The sequence below is a fragment of the Natrialba sp. INN-245 genome (genome assembly GCF_009807105.1).
GTDB lineage: Archaea > Halobacteriota > Halobacteria > Halobacteriales > Natrialbaceae > Natrarchaeobius > Natrarchaeobius swarupiae.
Genome location: NZ_WUBV01000008.1, coordinates 121,037 through 139,411 on the forward strand (window position 1 = coordinate 121,037; position 18,375 = coordinate 139,411).

At 66.5% G+C, this 18,375-nt stretch carries 20 protein-coding genes; 15 read left to right on the forward strand and 5 right to left on the reverse strand.

Features of this window, described 5'->3' with window-relative positions; genetic code table 11:
• Positions 1-93: 93 nt before the first annotated feature.
• A complete protein-coding gene (locus GRS80_RS02640) occupies positions 94-1,641 on the reverse strand; it encodes an NUDIX domain-containing protein (protein ID WP_160046203.1) in 1,548 nt (515 codons plus the stop codon).
• Positions 1,642-1,702: 61 nt separating this feature from the next.
• Between GRS80_RS02640 and GRS80_RS02645 the strand changes: the two genes are divergently transcribed.
• The 7 genes from GRS80_RS02645 to GRS80_RS02675 all read left to right on the forward strand — a co-directional run bounded on the left by GRS80_RS02645 (position 1,703) and on the right by GRS80_RS02675 (position 9,957).
• Entirely contained in the window at positions 1,703-2,206 is a 504-nt protein-coding gene (locus GRS80_RS02645; protein ID WP_160046204.1) for a metallophosphoesterase family protein, read from the forward strand.
• A 275-nt stretch (positions 2,207-2,481) separates the two neighbouring features.
• Positions 2,482-4,569: a hydantoinase/oxoprolinase family protein gene (locus GRS80_RS02650; protein WP_160046284.1), complete on the forward strand. Its 2,088-nt coding sequence runs from the start codon at positions 2,482-2,484 to the stop codon at positions 4,567-4,569.
• Positions 4,566-6,242, forward strand: coding sequence for a hydantoinase B/oxoprolinase family protein (locus tag GRS80_RS02655; protein ID WP_160046205.1), 1,677 nt, complete (start codon positions 4,566-4,568; stop codon positions 6,240-6,242). The genes GRS80_RS02650 and GRS80_RS02655 overlap by 4 nt, the downstream gene beginning before the upstream one ends.
• Positions 6,243-6,305: 63 nt before the next feature.
• Positions 6,306-6,872 carry a thioredoxin family protein gene (locus tag GRS80_RS02660; RefSeq protein ID WP_160046206.1) on the forward strand — a complete coding sequence of 189 codons (567 nt, stop codon included), beginning with the start codon at positions 6,306-6,308 and terminating at the stop codon, positions 6,870-6,872.
• A gap of 173 nt (positions 6,873-7,045) precedes the next feature.
• Positions 7,046-7,543: a hypothetical protein gene (locus tag GRS80_RS02665; RefSeq protein ID WP_160046207.1), complete on the forward strand. Its 498-nt coding sequence runs from the start codon at positions 7,046-7,048 to the stop codon at positions 7,541-7,543.
• A 12-nt stretch (positions 7,544-7,555) separates the two neighbouring features.
• Positions 7,556-8,830, forward strand: coding sequence for a hypothetical protein (locus GRS80_RS02670; protein ID WP_160046208.1), 1,275 nt, complete (start codon positions 7,556-7,558; stop codon positions 8,828-8,830).
• Positions 8,827-9,957 (forward strand): hypothetical protein, encoded by a 1,131-nt coding sequence (locus GRS80_RS02675; protein ID WP_160046209.1) that lies wholly within the window; start codon positions 8,827-8,829, stop codon positions 9,955-9,957. The genes GRS80_RS02670 and GRS80_RS02675 overlap by 4 nt, the downstream gene beginning before the upstream one ends.
• Position 9,958: 1 nt before the next feature.
• On the opposite strand, the gene GRS80_RS02680 is transcribed toward GRS80_RS02675, so the two are convergent.
• Together GRS80_RS02680 and GRS80_RS02685 are read right to left on the reverse strand one after the other, a co-directional pair.
• Positions 9,959-10,240, reverse strand: a complete 282-nt coding sequence (locus GRS80_RS02680; protein ID WP_149080697.1) for a PadR family transcriptional regulator — start codon at positions 10,238-10,240, stop codon at positions 9,959-9,961.
• Between the two features lie 210 nt (positions 10,241-10,450).
• Positions 10,451-10,645 carry a cold shock domain-containing protein gene (locus GRS80_RS02685; protein WP_006087767.1) on the reverse strand — a complete coding sequence of 65 codons (195 nt, stop codon included), beginning with the start codon at positions 10,643-10,645 and terminating at the stop codon, positions 10,451-10,453.
• Positions 10,646-11,000: 355 nt separating this feature from the next.
• Here GRS80_RS02685 and GRS80_RS02690 point away from each other — a divergent pair, with 355 nt between their 5' ends.
• The 3 genes from GRS80_RS02690 (at position 11,001) to GRS80_RS02700 (ending at position 13,799) form a co-directional block, all read left to right on the forward strand.
• Entirely contained in the window at positions 11,001-11,717 is a 717-nt protein-coding gene (locus tag GRS80_RS02690; RefSeq protein WP_160046210.1) for a queuosine precursor transporter, read from the forward strand.
• Positions 11,718-11,790: 73 nt separating this feature from the next.
• A complete protein-coding gene (locus tag GRS80_RS02695) occupies positions 11,791-12,933 on the forward strand; it encodes an aminopeptidase (RefSeq protein ID WP_160046211.1) in 1,143 nt (380 codons plus the stop codon).
• 251 nt (positions 12,934-13,184) lie between these two features.
• Positions 13,185-13,799: a DUF309 domain-containing protein gene (locus GRS80_RS02700; RefSeq protein ID WP_160046212.1), complete on the forward strand. Its 615-nt coding sequence runs from the start codon at positions 13,185-13,187 to the stop codon at positions 13,797-13,799.
• A 39-nt stretch (positions 13,800-13,838) separates the two neighbouring features.
• Here the strand turns inward: GRS80_RS02700 and azf are convergent, their stop codons facing one another.
• Positions 13,839-14,582, reverse strand: a complete 744-nt coding sequence (gene azf / locus GRS80_RS02705) for an NAD-dependent glucose-6-phosphate dehydrogenase Azf (protein WP_160046213.1) — start codon at positions 14,580-14,582, stop codon at positions 13,839-13,841.
• Positions 14,583-14,699: 117 nt separating this feature from the next.
• Between azf and GRS80_RS02710 the strand changes: the two genes are divergently transcribed.
• The 3 genes from GRS80_RS02710 (at position 14,700) to GRS80_RS02720 (ending at position 16,033) form a co-directional block, all read left to right on the forward strand.
• A complete protein-coding gene (locus tag GRS80_RS02710; protein WP_160046214.1) occupies positions 14,700-15,065 on the forward strand; it encodes a dihydroneopterin aldolase family protein in 366 nt (121 codons plus the stop codon).
• A gap of 121 nt (positions 15,066-15,186) precedes the next feature.
• The gene (locus GRS80_RS02715) at positions 15,187-15,342 is read left to right on the forward strand and encodes a hypothetical protein (protein ID WP_160046215.1); all 156 of its coding nucleotides are present in this window, start codon (positions 15,187-15,189) and stop codon (positions 15,340-15,342) included.
• Between the two features lie 256 nt (positions 15,343-15,598).
• Positions 15,599-16,033: a DUF5790 family protein gene (locus GRS80_RS02720; RefSeq protein WP_160046216.1), complete on the forward strand. Its 435-nt coding sequence runs from the start codon at positions 15,599-15,601 to the stop codon at positions 16,031-16,033.
• Between the two features lie 29 nt (positions 16,034-16,062).
• On the opposite strand, the gene GRS80_RS02725 is transcribed toward GRS80_RS02720, so the two are convergent.
• Positions 16,063-16,800: a creatininase family protein gene (locus GRS80_RS02725; RefSeq protein WP_160046217.1), complete on the reverse strand. Its 738-nt coding sequence runs from the start codon at positions 16,798-16,800 to the stop codon at positions 16,063-16,065.
• A gap of 110 nt (positions 16,801-16,910) precedes the next feature.
• On the opposite strand from GRS80_RS02725, the gene GRS80_RS02730 reads away from it, so the two are divergent.
• Complete coding sequence (locus tag GRS80_RS02730) at positions 16,911-17,834, forward strand: phosphatase PAP2 family protein (protein WP_160046218.1); 924 nt, start codon at positions 16,911-16,913, stop codon at positions 17,832-17,834.
• Positions 17,835-17,905: 71 nt separating this feature from the next.
• Positions 17,906-18,250 carry a hypothetical protein gene (locus tag GRS80_RS02735; RefSeq protein WP_160046219.1) on the forward strand — a complete coding sequence of 115 codons (345 nt, stop codon included), beginning with the start codon at positions 17,906-17,908 and terminating at the stop codon, positions 18,248-18,250.
• Positions 18,251-18,375: the final 125 nt, after the last annotated feature.

Here is an 18,375-nt window from a genome sequence, read left to right on the forward strand (position 1 = left end):
TCGTCACTGCCGCCACCTCGAGATACCGCGCCGAGGGATTTCGATCTGTCGTTTCGATCCCCGGACCCGATTCGCCGCGTCGCCAGCGTCGTCTCACCGGCTGGCAGCGTCGCCCGTGCCCGCTCTCCAGTCCTCGAGGCCGCGCAACTCCGCCGTGACTTCGCTTACCGCTGCGGGCTCGAGTCGCCCCCGTTCGGTGACGATCTCGCTCACGCAGCCTGGCGGCGTCACGTCGAACGTTGGATTGAGGACGTCGACGGCCGCGTCACCGTCGTACACTGCCGTCCGACCACCCGACTCGAGGTTGACCTCCTCGCGGGTCGAGACTTTGTCGCTCGCGGCGACGACGGTCACGGGAACGGACTCACGTGCGGCGGCGGTCGCGAGCGCTCGCGTCCCAGTCTTGTTCACGACCGAACCGTCGGGCAGGATCGTGTCCGCGCCGACGACGACGCGATCGATCGACTCGGTGGCGAGGACGGACGCGGTGGCCGCGTCGGTGTGGACCGTCACCGGACAATCGACCGCCGGATCGGCCGCCAGCGTCTCGGCGACGGCGACGCCCTCGCGTGCCGGTCGCGATTCCGCGACGAACACCCGCGTGGGTGACCCCGCACGGAGGGCCTCGAGCACCGTTCCCGAGCGCGAAAGCGTCGCGACCCGTCCCTCGATGCGTTCGCCCGCGGTCGCCGCGGCGTTCGCGTCCGCCGCGAGCGCGCGGTCGATCGCCCCACGCGTCGTCTCGAGAACCGCCGTTGCGTCCCGTCGACCCGAGCCGTCGGTTCCGTCGTCGGAGCCGTCGGAATTGCTCCCAGCGGCGTCGGTGGCGTCGATCCCCGCCGCGGTCGCCATCGCGCGGTTCACCCTGTTTCGAAGGACCGCCATCGCGGGACGGGCCTCGAGCAGTCTGGTCGCCAGTTCGGCGAGTTCGTCCCACTCCTCGTCCGGTTCCGTGCCGAACGCCTCCCGCTCGGCGACGAGCAATCCCGCCCGATCGCGAAGTACCTCGAGTGCGCGGATCGAGAGGAACGCCGCGCCGTGGTCGTCGTCGGCGGCGATCGATCGAACCGTCGGTGCGACGCGCTCGTAGGCCGTCCAGAGCTTCGGCACCGTCTCGAGGTCGTGGCCAGAGTCTCCGGCGGTGGCACGTACAGCGGCTTCGGAGTCCTCTGCGGTGGCACTCACACCGGTTTCGGCGTCGACCGCGACGATCTCGGTCGGATCGGTCCACGCGAACTCGTCGTGTTCCTCGCTGAGTTCGATCTCGCGGGAGTCCCCCGTCAGATCGAACAGATACGGGTGGACGACCCACTCTCGGCTCGGCTCGAGGTCGTCGTCTACAACCTGGACCGGCCGACCCGACCGGACGAACGTGATATCGTCGTCCTCGAGGCCGGTCTCCTCGCAGATCTCGACGCGAACCTGCCCGTCGGGATCCCCTTCGGCGAAGCCGGAGACGCCGCCCCACAGTCCCGTGTAGGTACCGACGGCGTCGCTTCGGCACAACAGCAACACCTCGCCACGGTCCCGAAGGAACGCGGTGACGACGTGGCTCGCTCCCACCCCGTCGTCTTCGCCGCCCCCGCCGGCGCATTCACCGTCTTGGTCCCTGCTCGCACGCGTCGGATCGCGCTCGCTCATACGTCGGTCGACGGCGGCCGCCGGGGAATCGCTTTCGGGAGTCGCCGTCGTACCGCCGCGTATGACGCGAGTGGCGATCCTCGGAGACACGCACGTGCCGTCTCGAGCGACCGGGCTCCCCGACTGGGTGGCCGAGGAGGTTCGAACGGCCGGTCGGACGATCCACACCGGCGATTTCGACTCGCGGGAGGCGTACGATCGGATCGCTACGCTCGCAGATGGAAACCTAACCTGTGTGCGTGGAAACATGGATCCCTCGACGCTCGAGTTACCGCGAACCGACACGCTCGTCCTCGAGGACGTCACCGTCGTCGTCACTCACGGAACGGGATCGCCGGGCGGCTGGCACCGGCGGGTGGTCGAGACCGCACGCGACGAGGTCGACGCCGGCGAAAACGCCGTCGTCGTCGCGGGCCACACCCACGAGGTCGTCGACACGGCTCGGGACGGGATCCGGGTGCTCAACCCGGGTAGTGCGACCGCGGCCAGCCCTGCCACACACGAGACGATGCTCGTCGCTCATATCGAGGACGGCGACGTCGCGGTCGATTCGCTGACGCGCTGACTCCGCCGCCACCTGGGGCAGGCGAGGTAGGTTCTGCCGCCTCCACGCCGACGCCGTCTGCTCGGCCGAGACACCCTCGATCACGCTGGATCCGTCCTCGAGATGGCCCGGTCGGCAATACCGTAGACCGTCCGGGATTCCGTGAGTTATACTCGAGTGGGGTTCGAGTGGGGCCGTATGAACGCCGCGCGACGACAACGGAATCGACGACCACCGAGGCACCCCTTCCCCCGGCGATCCGGCGGACGGGGGCCGACACTGCGGATTCGATCACCATGACCGACTCGAGTTCCCACGAACCGAACGACGGCGAATCGAGCCGGGAGGATCGAGCGCTTCCGGTGTCGAGTGCGAACGGCGCTACGCGCATCGGCGTCGACGTCGGCGGCACGTTCACCGACGTCGCGCTCTCGGTCGACGACCGTCTCGTCACCGCGAAGGTCCCGACGACTGACGACCAACACGTCGGCGTTCTCGAGGGAGTCGAGAAGGCCTGTGACGAGGCGGGGATCGACCCCGCGGAGATCGAGGAGTTCGCCCACGCGATGACCGTCTCGGTCAACGCCCTCCTCGAGCGTGGCGGCGCGAAGACCGCCCTCGTCACGACGGCGGGCTTCCGGGACGTCCTCGAGATCGGCCGCCAGGATCGGCCGAGCCTGTACGACCTCGAGGCGGAGAAACCGGAGCCGCTCGTCCCGCGGGAACGCCGGTTCGAGGTCGACGAGCGGACGACGGTCGACGGCGTCGAACGGGCGGTTAACGACGCCGAGGTACGGGTGCTCGCGGAGACGCTTCGCACACAGGACGTCGAGGCCGTCGCGGTCTGTCTGCTCCACGCCTACGCGGACCCGTCGAACGAGCAGGCGGTCGCCGAGATCCTCCGCGAGCACCTCGAGGTGCCGGTTTCGACCTCCCACGAGGTGCTCGCCGAGTTCCGGGAGTACGAGCGGACGTCGACGACGGCGGTCGACGCCTACGTCCGCCCGGCGATCGATCGCTACGTCGGTCGACTGGTCGAGGAGGCCGATGCGGCGGGTCTTCCAGTGCCGTGGATCATGCAGGCAAACGGCGGCGTCGCCGACCCGGAGACGGTCCGCGAGCACGCGGTCACGACGACGCTGTCGGGTCCGGCAGCGGGCGTCGTCGGCGCGGCCGCGACGGTCGGCGAACCCGACGTCGAGGGATTGGTCACGTTCGACATGGGCGGCACCTCGAGCGACGTGAGTCTCGTCCGAGACGGCCGGGCCGAGCGGACGACCGAGGCGGCGATCGACGGCCTCCCGATCAGAACGCCGATGGTCGACGTCAACACCGTCGGCGCGGGCGGCGGCTCGATCGCCTGGGTCGACGACGGCGGCGCGTTGCGCGTCGGGCCGCGCTCGGCGGGTGCCGATCCGGGTCCCGCCTGCTACGGCCGCGGCGGGACCGATCCCACCGTCACCGATGCGAACGTCGTGCTGGGCTACATCGGCCCCGAGACCGCACTCGGCGGCGAGATGACCCTCGAGGTCGAGGCCGCCCACGTGGCCATGGAACGGCTGGCCGACGAGGCCGGCCTCGAGAGCGCACTCGAGGCAGCCCACGGCGTCTACCGCGTGGCGAACGCGACGATGACCCGGACGATCCGCTCGGTGACCGTCGAGCGCGGCCACGACCCTCGCGAGTTCGCGCTCGTCGCCTTCGGCGGCGCGGGGCCGATGCACGCCACGGCGCTGGCCGACGCCCTCGAGATCGATCGGGTCGTCGTCCCGCGGCCGAGCGGCGTCCTCTCGGCCTTCGGCCTGCTGGCCGCCGACGAGAGCTACGACGCCGCGCGGACGGTCGGCGTCACGCTCTCCGACGCGGAGCCGACGGAACTCGAGGACACGTACGACGACCTCGTGGCGGACGTCCTCGCAGACGTCTCCAATCCCGACCGGGCGACCGTCGAGCGGGCGGCCGACTGCCGGTACGCCGGACAGAGTTTCGAACTGACCGTACCCGTCGGCAACGGGTTCGACCCCGCGGCGGTCGAGCGGCGGTTCCACGAGGCCCACGACCGGGCCCACGGCTACACGGCGGACGAACCCATCGAGGTGGTGACGCTTCGCACGACGGCGACCGTTTCCGGAGCCGATCCTGACGTCGACCACGACGGCGACGGCGGCGCGCTCGTCGGCACCCGTCAGGTCCACTTCTCGGAGACCGGCGGCTGGGGGACGACCGTCTACGATCGCGATCGCCTCGAGGCGGGGACGACGCTGTCGGGGCCGGCGATCTTAGAACAGGCCGAGAGCACGACGGTCGTCCCGCCGCAGTGGCGGGGGGAGATCGACACCGACGGAACGCTCGTCATGAGTCGGTCGGGGGGTGAGCGACGATGACGGGCTCGAACGCATCCGATTCCGGCGACGAGAGCGCGGACGCGGCCGACTCGAGCGGGAAGACGGCTCCCGAAATCGATCCCGTGACGCTCGAGGTGCTTCGCAACCAGCTCGAAGGGGTGGCAGAGGAGATGGGACGGACGCTGATCCGGAGCGCGTACTCGCCGAACATCAAGGAGCGACGGGACTGCTCGACGGCGCTGTTCGACGCCCGAGGACGGATGATCGCCCAGGCCGAGCACATCCCGGTTCACCTGGGTGCGATGCCTGCCGCCGTCGACGCCGTCCGCGAGTGCGATCCACGCCCGGGCGACGTCTTCGTGCTCAACGATCCGTTCACCGGCGGCACACACCTACCGGACGTGACGATGGTCTCGCCGCTCGCTCCGCCGGACGATCTCGACGAGACGGGCGGTGGCGAGAACGGTGAAACCGGTGCCGCCGAACCAGAAATCGTCGGCTACGCCGTCTCCCGCGCCCACCACGCGGACGTCGGCGGGGCGACGCCGGGGAGCATGCCCGCGAACTCCCGGGAGATCTACCAGGAGGGGTTGCGACTCCCGCCGACCCGTCTCGTCGCGGACGGCGACGTTCGCGAGGACGTGCGGTCGCTGTTGCTCGCGAACGTCCGGAATCCGCGGGAGCGGCGGGCGGACCTCCGGGCACAGCTCGCGGCGAACGAGCGCGCCGAGCGCAGACTCGCCGCCCTGTTCGACGAGCACGGACGCGAAACCGTCCGCGCCGGCTTCGACGCCGTCATCGATTACTCGCGAGCGCGGATCGAACGCGAGATCGAGGCGTTGCCGGACGGCACCTACGAGGCGGCCGACGTCCTCGAGGGCGACGGCGTCACCGACGAGGATATCGCGATCGAAGTAGCGGTGACGATCGACGGGGCATCGATCGACGTCGACTTCGAGGGGACGGCCGCCCAACTCGAGGGGAACCTGAACGCGCCACTCGCGGTGGCAACGAGCGCAGTCTACTTCGTCGTCCGGTGTCTCACCGATCCCGAGATCCCGCCGAACCAGGGCTGTTACGAGCCGGTGAGCGTCCGCGTGCCGGAGGGGTCGCTGCTCGACCCCCAACCACCGGCGGCCGTCGTCGGTGGGAACGTCGAGACCAGCCAGCGGGTGACCGACGTCGTCTTCGCCGCGCTCGCACGAGCCGCGCCGGATCGCGTGCCCGCCCAGGGTCAGGGGACGATGAACAACCTGACGATCGGCGGCCGAGACGGCTCGTTTACCTACTACGAGACGATCGGCGGCGGCTTCGGCGCACGCCCCGACCGCGACGGGATGGACGGCGTCCAGGTCGGCATGACGAACACGCTCAACACGCCGGTCGAGGCGCTCGAGGCGGAGTACCCGCTCCGGGTCGAACGCTACGCGCTCCGTCCGGACAGCGGCGGTCGCGGCCGGTTCGACGGCGGCGACGGCCTCGAGCGATCGGTTACCGTCGAGACGGACGCGACCGTCTCCCTGCTCACGGAGCGGCGCCGACACTGTCCGCGAGGCGTTGGCGGCGGCGAGGACGGCGAACCCGGCGAGAATCTAATCGACGACGCGCAGGCCCCGGCGAAGACGACCGTCGACGTCGAGGTGGGGACGACCGTTACGGTCCGAACGCCGGGCGGGGGCGGCCACGGGGATCCGGACGACCGCGAGGAGTAACTACCCGTGTACGAACGCGCACAGTCACATAGCTATTTCGTGCTCGCGCCAGACGTTTCAGCCATGAGCCAGCCGCCGACCCGCCGGACCCTCCTCGCGGCCGCCGGGACGTCGCTCGTCCTTGCGGGCTGTCTCGAGGACGAGACCGGCACCGACGACACGGGAGACGAGAAAGCGTCCGGCGGCGATTCGGAAGAGACGAAAAACTGGCGGGAGACGACGCTCGAGGACGTGACGACCGGCGAGTCGTTCACGGTCGCAAACGCCGACCGTCCGGTCGTACTCCATACGTTCGCGCCGTTCTGTCCGACCTGTAACAGCCAGCAAGAGGAGATCGCAGAGAGCCATGCAGCGGTCGGCGACGACGTCCGGTTCGTCGACCTCGTGATCGACGGCAACGACGACCCCGACGACGTCAGGGCCCACGCCGAAGAGAACGGCTACGAGTGGGCGTTCGGGGCCGCACCGGAGCCGTTCACCGGAGCGCTGGTCGACGAGTTCGGACAGGAAATCTCGGTCCACGCACAATCGCCATTGGTCGTCGTCTGTCCCGACGGGACGACCACGACAGTCGAGAAGATCGCACGGGCGAGCAAGATCGAGACCGCGATCAACGACGCCTGCAGGTGAGGGTGTTACTCGCGGCGACAGTCAGCGTTCGCCTGCCATTTCAGTTTCTCCTATCCATCATACGACCAGCCGCGGGTCGGCGTCGACGACCACAACCCGAGTGGCGCTCCATGCGGCTTCACATTTGAACCCTGGGTCGGACGTTTAAGTACGAAACCGAGGCCAGAGCGGGTATGCGTTCACCGCTTACCCGGACGGAACCACCGTCCGAACGCACGACGGATCGATCACAATCGCTCGAGTCCGACGACCGGGCAATCGAGGGACTACCGATCAGACTCGTAATCGCGCTCGTCGTCGGTATCGCTGCTCTCTCAGTGATGATGAACATGCTCGGCGGCGTCGGCGAGTTCGGCGACACTGAAGTAACGATCGAGTGGGAAGACGACCACGTCGTCCAGACGGGCGATCTGGCGGAATCCCTCAGCTTCTCCGTCGTCGACGAGGAGGGGAACGAACTCGAGGAGTTTACCGTCATCCTTACCGCCGGCTCTGCACAACTCGACGATCCGGTTCACGTCTCCGATACCAACACGATCACCGTTCCCGACGATGCCGATCTACGTCGGGACCAGGACACGGGGACGCTCGAAGTCGAAATCGTTCCACCGAGTAACAGCAACTACGTCGACGAGCGATCGAATCCCGAGATCGTTCTGATCGACGGCTAGCCACTCGGATCTATGTTCGAGGTTACGACGGAGATTATCGTCGGCGTCTCGTTCGGGTTCGTCGTCGGCATCGGCCCCGCGATCACCGTCGGTGCACTCGGGACAATCGGCGAATACCTGAGTCGAGAGTTCTCGGGTCGACAGAGCATCGCAGTTGCGCTTCCGCTCGCGGCTGGAAACGCGTACGTAGTCGGCTTGATCGCCCCTCCGGCCACCGCAATTCGAGGACACACACCACGGCTCGCCGCCGCGTCGATCGTGGTTGTGACGCTCGCACTGTACGCGAACGGTCACGGGAGTCGAATCGGTTCCGAGTTGCCGATCGGGACGGCTGGCCGACTCGTCCGCGGTCGATCGCTATCGGGCGACGCGACCGAGGCGATCGATGCGAGCGGGCAGGTCTCGATCCAGTCGACGGGTGGCGTCCGTGATCTCGAGGGGTATCCACCGTTACCCCCGAATCTGCGGCGATCGCTCGGGGACGAGGTCTGGCGGCTTCCCGCGGATCTCCCGCGTTCGGAACTCGAACGTCGACTCGAGACGCGTCTTCGAACGAGCTACGATCTGTCGGCCGTTTCGGTTTCGGTCGACGGCCGAGCGCGGGCGACGATCGCCGCCGCACCGCCGACGTCCGTCACCGGGTCGCGGATACCGGAGGGGTGGCGTGCGATCACTATCGAGGCCCTGATCCCGACGGGGTTGTACGCGGACGAAACGGTCGTCCTCTCCACCGACGCCACCGACGTAGAGGGGATCGTTCTCGAAACGCATGCCTCGATCGACGCCGGTCCGAGCGAGCGAGACGCTGGTGAGGTGTCGTCGACAGCGGCCGATCACCCCACAGGCGGCTCGGAAGGCGGCCGCAGACGACTGACGGTCGCGATTCCCGCGACGGACGCCGAACCGGTGTTGGGAGCGAACCGAATTCACGTAACCGTCCCTCCCGACGAAACGACGCCCACAGTCGAGGCGTTCGTCCGCCTCGGCCGAGCGGGACATCACGTGTACCGATGCCAGGTCGGCAACGTCGTGGCCTCGATCGATTCGGAGACAGTCGACGAAGACGACATCACGCCGCTCGTTGCGGAGTCCGACGTCGCAAACGGTGGACCCGACACACGCCACCGATGGATCGTCGACCCGGATCTGGACCGCCTCGAGGATCGAGCCGACGTGTTCGTCGTCGCCGATTCGACCACCATCCACCGACTCGCCGGACGTTCACGACGAGAATCGGACGGACCAGCGGGGGTTCGAGTGTCGAAAGAACCCGCGGTGAAACGATGACAGCGATAGCACAGGCAATACTCACGGAGTGGACCGAAACCGCGGTCGTCAACGTGTTCGGGTTCGGACTGCTCACCGGCGTCGTCACGCTCGTCGTCGCGTTCGCGTACCGCCGATACAGTACACGGTCGATACCGGCTGGCGCTGCCGTACTCGTCGGTCTAGCCGTCGTCGGCCTCTGGATAAACGTCGTCAGCGTCCGCCAGTCGACGATCATCGACGAGACGCCGTTGTTCCACCACGCGACTGCAACCTACTTCCTCGCCGCGTTCGCGGTCGGATCGGTCGCCGCCGCGGGTGGGCGACGGATCGGCGACGCCGTCGCGCGTGAGAGCGCGAACATCGATCGAATCGACGACCGAACCGCAGCTGCGTCGGTCGTCCGGCGCGGACGACTCTCGGTCGAGTATCGACTGCCGGAGGAGTTCACAGATCTGCCCGGCTCTCCTCCCGTCGAGAACTCGGTCAAACGCGAACTCGCAGGGGAATCCGTGCTGGTTCCCTGTGATATCCCCGCCGACAGCCGTGTATCCCGACTCGAGAACCGCCTCGAGCGTGATTTCGGCATCGGACACGTCGCCGTCGATCTCACGTCGGACGGAGCGATTTCCCGGGTTCGCCTCGGTCGGAAACGGGTCGGAATCGGGTCGACGATAGCGCCAAACGCGGTCGCTCTCGCAGTTCGTGGTGTAGCTCAGTCGAGTGGGTCGACCGGAGAGCGAGTCGAGATCTGGACCGACGACGAGTGTACGAGTCGACTGGTGGCGACCGGAACACTCCGGGCAACGTCGGGAGACGTCGCGACGATCGTAACCGACGCCGAACGTGCCGAGGAGATACGCAGTCACGAGCGGTATCGGATCGTCACACGCCCCGCGTCGTCGTCCGACATCTACGAGCTCCTGTCGACCATTCGAGCGCTCGATCACACGGTCGCCAAGCTGACAGTCTCCAGAGACGGCCCTCTCGAGGGGGAGTTCGTCGGCTGGCTGTCCGGGACCGTGGTGGGTCTCGTCCGGAACGACGAGACGATCCCGTTTCCGGCCGAGCAGGTACCACTCGAGGCCGACGACGACGTGTATATCCTCGGAACGGCTACTGACTTCGATCGTCTCCCGGTAGCGTGATCTACCGATTCGTCTCGAGATACTGTCGCTCCCAGTCGCGGCGGTTTTCGATCGATCGTTGGCCGCGGTCGCTGATCGCGTAGTAGTTCGTTCGCCGATCCAGTTGTCCCTTCTCGACGTACTCCTTGTTGACGAGCGTATCGAGATTCGGGTAGAGCCGACCGTGGTTGACGTCGGTGCTGTAGTACCGTTCGACCTCCCCTTTGATGTCCTGACCGGATGGCCGATCCGCTCCCGCGATGACGTAGAGAAGATCCCGTTGGAAACCGGTCAGTTCGTCCATGTTTCACCCATATGATCACACCACGAGAGTGACTATTTGTTATCGAGCACGTATTTCTCCCGGCGATCCAGTTTCGGCGAAGCTACTCGTCGTACGACGTCACTGTACAGAACAGCAGGTCGCTACTCCGGGTCGGCACTGCTCTCGCATTGGCCGTCGAAGAATGAATGGTCGTAGAGTAAAACCCGTTACCGAACGTGAGGTGCCGTATTACAGGCGGGTGACGTTGGTGGCGCGGGGGCCCTTGGGGGCCTGTTCGATGTCGAATTCGATATCTGTGCCTTCTTCGAGGTCCGGGCCGCCAACGTCTTCCATGTGGAAGAACACGTCGTCGTCCGCGTCGTCCGTCGAAATGAAACCGTAACCGCCTGTGTCGTTGAAGAAATCAACGTTTCCTTTCGCCATTGCAATTGTACGAATCCACGCGACACATATAACAGTTTGGTTATACAATCGCTTTCGTTCTGGCCATAATTCCAGGTGAAAATTGCGCTAGAGCAGTTCGAACCCTTTTTTCAGTCGAGTGCGAACCCCACTATCCACCGATAATACAGAAATTTTTCTCCGTAGAGAGTTCGTAACAGTGTGGATAAGCGGTATCGAACACACACGGCCAGAACCGACCAAACGTTCAGAATTGGGTCGAGTACCGAGTGGGAGATGATTGAAGCGAGCGATCGAGCGACGAGATATTCTTCGAGTGATCCTCGAGGACGTTTGAAATAGTATCGCTTACGTAGGTCCAGCAAAATCAGTCGGTATGACCGATCGTCACGGAGCGCCGACGGTGGCTCAGGTCACGTTGATCGGCCTGTTCGTCGCGTCGCTCGTCACCGCGCAGTTGACTGCCTCGAAAGTACTCGCGTTCGATCTGCCGTTCGCGTTACCGGTTACCGGTGCAGAACTGGTCCTCCCCGGCGCGGCGCTCGCGTACGCGCTTACGTTCCTCGCGAGTGACTGTTACACCGAACTGTACGGCAAACGTGCGGCACAGATCGTCGTCAACGTCGCGTTCGTGCTCAACTTCGTCGTGCTCGCGCTCGTCTGGTCGACGATCGCCGCGCCCGCGGCCGAAGCGAGCGTCGATCCCGAGGCCTTCGCGACGGCCCTCGGCGCGTCGACGAACGTCGTCCTCGGCAGTTTGCTCGCCTATCTCATCAGTCAGAACTGGGACGTCTGGCTCTTCCATCGCATCCGCGATCGGACGGGGTCGGATTACCTCTGGCTGCGCAACGTCGTCTCGACGGGGACGAGCCAGGCGATCGACACCGTGATCTTCGTCTCGATCGCGTTCGCTATCGCGCCCGCTCTTCTCGGCGTCGGCGTCGTCTTGCCCCTCGAGGCGATCCTCGCGCTGATCGTCGGCCAGTACCTGCTCAAGCTCGCGATCGCCGTCCTCGATACGCCGGTGGTGTACGCCGTCGTCACGCTCGTTCGTAGCCGAACCGACGCCGAGGGACGAGCGGCGACGGCGTAGTCTCGGGTCGAGAGACGCGTTCCCCCCGTTCGCCAAGAGACGGGATTTTGTGGCTTCGTTTCCTTCCTCCGCCATGGACGAACGCGTTCGCGAACACGCGGAGATACTGGTCGACTGGAGCGCTCGAGTCGAAGCGGGCGACAACGTCGTGCTCTCGGTCGGCCCCGACGCTCACGACCTCGCCGTCGCAGTCGCACAGTGTCTGGGAGAACGCGGGGCGAACCTGCTCGCGACCTATTCTTCGGGCGAGCTCACGCGGGCGTATTTGCGGGCGTACGATGGGGACTCAGCCGTCTCGAAAGACGAACACGATGAACGCGCGAGTGTCGAGTTCGACGACGATCCGGCTCACGAACTCGCCTTGCTCGAGGAGACAGACGTCTACCTCTCGCTCGGCGGCGGCCGAAACACGAGTGCAACGGCGGACGTGCCGGCGGAGACGCGACAGGCCTACAGCAGTTCCCGGACCGAGATTCGCGAACGTCGACTCGGGACGCGGTGGGTGTCGACGGTTCACCCGACGCGGTCGCTCGCCCAGCAGGCGGGGATGGCCTACGAGGAGTATCGCGAGTTCGCCTACGACGCGATACTTCGCGACTGGGAGTCACTGGCCGACGAGATGGCCCGGATGAAGGAACTGCTCGACGACGGATCGACGGTTCGACTCGTCGCGGACGACACCGACCTCACGATGCGGATCGACGGCCGGACGGCGGTCAACAGTGCGGCTTCGGTCGCGTACGACTCACACAACCTCCCCAGCGGCGAGGTGTTTACTGCACCGTACGCCACGGAGGGCGAGGTTACCTTCGACGTCCCGATGACGGTTCGCGGGGAGTCGGTCCGAAACGTCCGCCTCGTCTTCGAGAACGGCGAGGTCGTCGACCACGACGCCGACGAGGGGGCGGACGTGATCGCCGAGGTGCTTGGAACCGACGAGGGAGCGCGTCGGCTCGGCGAACTCGGCGTCGGAATGAACCGCGGGATCGACCGCTATACGGACAACATCCTCTTCGACGAGAAGATGGGCGAGACGATCCACCTCGCGCTCGGGCGGGCCTACGACGCCTGCCTGGCCGACGGCGAGTCGGGCACCGACTCCGCGGTCCACGTCGATCTGATCGCCGACGTCAGCGAGAACGCCCGCCTCGAGGTCGACGGCGACATCGTCCAGCGGAACGGGCGGTTCCGGTGGGAGGACGAATTCGAGGAGTAATCACCACCTACCGTCCGGAATGCGGTCCCGAAGGAATCGAACCGACTGCATAATTATACGTGTCTCCACACTCGAAACGAGTACCGCCCTGACCGGTGGCGGCTAGTAACCGGTCGAAGGGCGCTTTCTCGCGCCCCGTTCCCCGTTTCCACAGTGTCTGCCCGCCCCGCCGGAGGCGGTACGTATCCGGCCTCACTTCCAGATTTTTTGGCGACCGTGACCCTCACCAGCCTCGAGTCCGTACGTCGGGTATGCGAGATCAGTTGCGGGCCGGCGCTGCGATCTACAACGACGGCTACTACCACGCCGCTCATGACGCCTGGGAGGATCACTGGCTCGAACTCGAGGCGGGAACCGACGACGAGCAGTTGCTCCACGGGTTGATCCAGACCACTGCGGCGGTCTACCACGCTCAGGACCGAAACTGGGACGGTACGACCGGGTTGGCCGACAGCGCACTCGCGTATCTCGAGGGGCTCCCATCGACATACCGTGACGTTCGGCTCGTTCCGATCCGGACGTATCTCGCGACGCTCGCCGCCGATCCGGAGGTCGTCGAACGTCGTCCGCCGATCCGAATCGAACACGACGAGACAACGCCGACTCGGGCGACTCTCGGGTTCGAAGCGACCGCGATCGCGGCCAGCACCCTCGCCGACGCGCTTGGCTTCGAGGAGGAGTCGATCGAACGGGCCCGCGCATACGCCGAGCGCGATCTCGCGGCCGGCGAGGACGACAGCCGGTTCATCACGCTGTTGTTCGACTTCGTCCGCGAGGACGACCATCGCGGGATCGTCTTCCAGCGCTTGACGGATCACGTCGACCGACGGCGCACTCGAGAGGAGGACGTCGACGGCCTGTTCTGATCGCGGCGTTCGGCGCCAGTCAGTCGTATTGGGTGCCGATCAGTCGTGTTCGGCGGAGTTGTCCTGCGGTTCGTAGCCGAGGACCTCTCGAGCACGGTCGATCGAGTAGTACTTGCGGTCGTTGTCCGAGATGCCGTAGACGATCTCGTAGCCGTACTCGGCGCGGATACAGCGATCGAACAGATGCGCACAGTCGCGATAGGAGAGCCACATCGCTTGCCCGCGCTCGTAGTCGATCGGCGGGTGTCCCTCCGTGAGATTGCCGATACGGACGCAGGCGACCGAGAGACCGTACTCGTCGTGGTAGTACCGTCCCAGCGACTCGCCGACGGCCTTCGAGACGCCGTAGAGGTTGCCCGGACGCGGCAGTTCGGTGCCGTCGAGCAGGTAGTCGTCGTCCGCGCGATACATCTCCGGCGTGCGCTCGTCGGTCTCGTAGGCCCCGACGGCGTGGTTCGACGACGCGAAGACGACCGTCTCGACGCCGGCGTCGACGGCCGCCTCGAAGACGGTCTGCGTGCCGTCGATATTGTTCGTGAGGACGCTGTCCCAGGGTGCCTCCGGACGGGGGTCGCCCGCGAGGTGGATCACGACGTCGATCCCGTCCATCGCCTCGCGGACCGCCTCCTCGTCGGTGATGTCCGCGACGACGAACTCGCCCGGTTGTTCCCCCGTCGGTGGGTCGCGATCTAACAAGCGCCACTCGTGTATGTCCGCGAGGTCGGCGAGAATCGCTTCCCCGACACGCCCCGCAGCCCCCGTGAGCAGGACGGACTGTACCATTCGTTCGGTGTGAGGGATAGCGCCGATAAGTATCGTGCGATTCCAGGTGAACGGGGCCCGTGGCGTCGTCCGCGACCGATCGGAATCCCCTTGCCGAGTCCACTCGAGGAGTCACATATGACGGACGACGTCACGCCGACCGACGCGGAAACGGCCTGCTTCGAGGCGGGCATCAAGTTCGGGTCGCTCTACCACCAGTTCGCCGGGACGCCGATTTCGCCGGCGAGCGCAGACAGCCTCGCGCGGGCGATCGAGGACTCGATCGAGAACCAACCACACTGTACCGCCGTCACGGTCGACGTCCGAGAAGAGGAACTCGAGGAGGCGCTCACGGAGGCGAGCGCCGAGTACACCGAACTCACCGGACGGTTTCTCGAGGTCGAGATCGTCGTCGACTACGAGGGATGCGAGGTCGTGACGCGCATGGAGATGGAAGACGGCTACCCGCTGATGCGACTCGAGTCGGTCGGCGGTCGCGAGTGATCCCCGCCGACGGTGAAACGACCGATTTCGAGCTGACGCGGCTACGGGTAGGCCGGGCCGTCTGGCGACGTCATTCGGGCGTCTGACTGACCTTCAAGGGAGAGCACGTGGCCGTCGGGGTATGGTACAGCAATCCGCCCTTTCGATCGATACGGTGTCGTCGACGCTGGACGCGGTCGCTCGAGCCACTCGCGTACTCGTCCCGCTCGTCGCGGCCGCTGGAATCACCGGAGTCGGTACGTTCGTCTTCTTCGAACTGGTCTCGCTGCTCCCCTGATACGCGTCCTCGAGTTTCTCGAACGTCGTTCGTCCGAATGCCGGTCGACGTCGAGTCTCGTTCTGCGTCGATACGTCACCGGGTTCGACATCGGTTCACAGACGTCCTCGGCACTGCGCATCGGTTCGTGACTCGATTAGTTACGACGTCCCTTTCGGATTCCATCCCTCGTTCGGCCGGGAACGAATCGCTCGAGGCCGATTTCACTTTCACTTTCGGGCGACCTTTTAACCTCGATCCCCGAGAAGGGCAACCCATGAGTCAAGCGACCTTCGGCGACGACGACCTGTTCGGCGAGGCAGCCAACGAGATGCGCGAGGACGTCGAGTCCTCCCTCGAGGAGGGATGGGCTGCCCTTCCGGCGGCCGACGACGTCTGGGAAACCGACGCGGACAACGTGTTGGGCGTGTTGAACGGGCTCAACTCTGCACTGGACGTCGGTGACGCCGAGGACCACCTCCGGGACGCCAAGAAGTGGTTCACGATGGGCCAGCGCGCCGACGCCTTCGACGACGCCGCGGACTTAGAGGAGGAGATTACCGACCTCGAGGACGCGATCACGGAGATCGCCGACGCGAGCGAGCAGGTGGGCGACCTCACCTCGACGATCCCGGCGCTCAAGAGCACCCTCGCGGACGTGGGTGTCGACGAGGCCGACGACGGGGACGAAGACGCCGATGACGAGGAGTGACCTCTCCGGGATTCGACACGAACGATCGGTCAACGCGGCTCGGGACGCGTAACGTCCCGCTCGGCGACCGCCTCCAGGAGTCGACCCAGCGCGTCGCTCGCCAGCTCGAGTAGCTCTGCGCCTCGCCGCTCGTCACCGTCGGCCGGCTCGCCGACGACTCCGTTGTCCGAAAACTCGGCGGAATCGTACGCCAGGTTCGTCCCGCTCGTCCACTCCCCCCAGCCGTCGGCAGCGCCTTCGCTCGCCGCCTCGAGTCGGTCTTCGTCGACGAGGTCGGGTGCGCAGTGCCACAGAAGTGACGTCTCCAGTGGGCCGCCGTGGCCCATGTCGGCGGCGTGGTCGCCGACCGCCTCGAACCAGGTGAACGGTACCGCGTACGCCTCGCCGCTTCTCGTGAGTCGGCCGCCGACCTCACGGAGGGCGTCGACGTTGCCGCCGTGGCCGTTGACGATCACGACGCGATCGAAGCCGTGGTGTGCGAGGCTCTCGACCGATTCGCGGACGTAACGCCGGAACGTCTCCGCGGAGACCCACATCGTGCCGGGGAACTGCCGGTGTTCCTCGGCGACCCCAACCGGAATCGCCGGCGCGCGGACGACCTCGCGGTCGGTCCGCTCGAGCGCAGCGTCGGCGACCGCTTCGGCGGTCAGGACGTCGGTTCCAAGTGGCGCGTGGGGGCCGTGTTGCTCCGTACTTCCGACGGGGACGACGGCGAGGTCCGTCTCGTAGTCGCGGACGTCCGTCCACGTGGCGGCGCGCAGATCCATGCGCGAGTACTCCGGCCGAGTCGTCAAGAAGCCGTCGGTGAGCGGAGACCGGAGCGTACCGGTCGGGCCGTCCCCGAAACGCTTCACTGGCCTCGTCACGGAGTACCGGTATGGATCGCGGCAGCGTCGTCCTCGAGTGGCTCGTCGACGGGCTCCCGGAGTGGACGGTCGCAGTCGCCGCCCTCGTCACGCGCCTCGGCGACGTCGCGGTCCTGGTGGCCGTCGCGTTCGTCGCGTCGTGGGCACTCGCTCGCGGACGGAGGTCACGGACGAGCACCGATACCGCCGGCCGGCGGACGCCGTTTGTCCCGTCGGACGGCTCCAGCCCGGTCGGACCGTGGGTTCTCGGCCTCGCCATCGGCGGGCTATCGGCGGTGATCGTCCTCAAATACGCCTTCGCGCTCCCTCGCCCCTCGGTCGTGGTCGCGGTCCCCACCGTCGTCCCCGCCCCTCTCGAGCCCTGGTTCGTTTCGTCGGTGACGATCGGCGGCTACGCCTTCCCCAGCGGTCACGCAGCCGGGGCGACCGTCGTCTACGGTCTGGTCGCGCTCTCGGCTCGCGTCGGCACCCGACGGCTCCGTCTCGCGGTCGCGTCGGTCGTCGTCCTCGCAGTGAGTCTCTCTCGGCTCGTCGTCGCCGTCCACTATCCGCTCGACGTCGTCGCCGGGATCGCAGTCGGGGTCGGCTATCTCGCGGGAGTCGGATGGCTCCTCGAGCAGGCTCGCGGCGATCGAACGACGGTCTCGTTCGCGATCGCGTTCGGGCTAGCGGCACTCGCCGCCGTCGCCAGCGGCTTCTCGACGCGCGCGCTTCAGTACGTTGCGCTCTCGGCCGGCGCGCTCGCCGCGTGGTCCGTCGTGGGCCGCCGATTCGATCCGGGGGCGGGAGCGCGCCCACCGGTCGCGTTCGTGGTGGCGGGTGTCGCAGTCGTCGTCACGTGTTTCGTCGTGGCAGGGGCGACGGCAGCCTCGTCCGCACTCTTCGGGGTTCTCGCCGTCGCTCTCCCCGCGCTCTCGGTCGACCCAGCGCGGTGAGACCCGACCGCACACCGGAGACGGCGCACGCAGGGTCAACCTGTTTCAGCGCTCGCGGCCAACCCCCGACCATGACCGACGACGACCGCGAACTGGGCGTCGAACTCGGCGATCTTCGTGACTCACTCGAGAGCCAGGAGTTCCCCATCAGCCAGGACGACCTGTTCGACGAGCACGGCGACGAGGAGGTAGAGATGGGCGATGAGACCGCGACGATCGAGGAGCTGCTCGAGCCGCTGAACGAGGACGAGTATCGATCCCTCGACGAACTCGAGGGAGCGGTCATGAACATGGTCGGCGACTCGGCGATCGGACGCAAGAACTACAGCGACCGAACGCCGCCCGCGACGGGCGAGCAACGGCAAGACGAGGGAGCGCCGGATCAAGACGGACAGCGCGAACAGGAGTCGTTCTGATACGGATTACTGTAGCGATGTACCGGTGAAACCGCCGTCCGGGTCGCGGTCTCACCGGAACTGATCTACAGTAAACCGTATGAGAGGGCTGCCCGAAGGAAGTCCTCCTGAGAGAACAGCGCGAA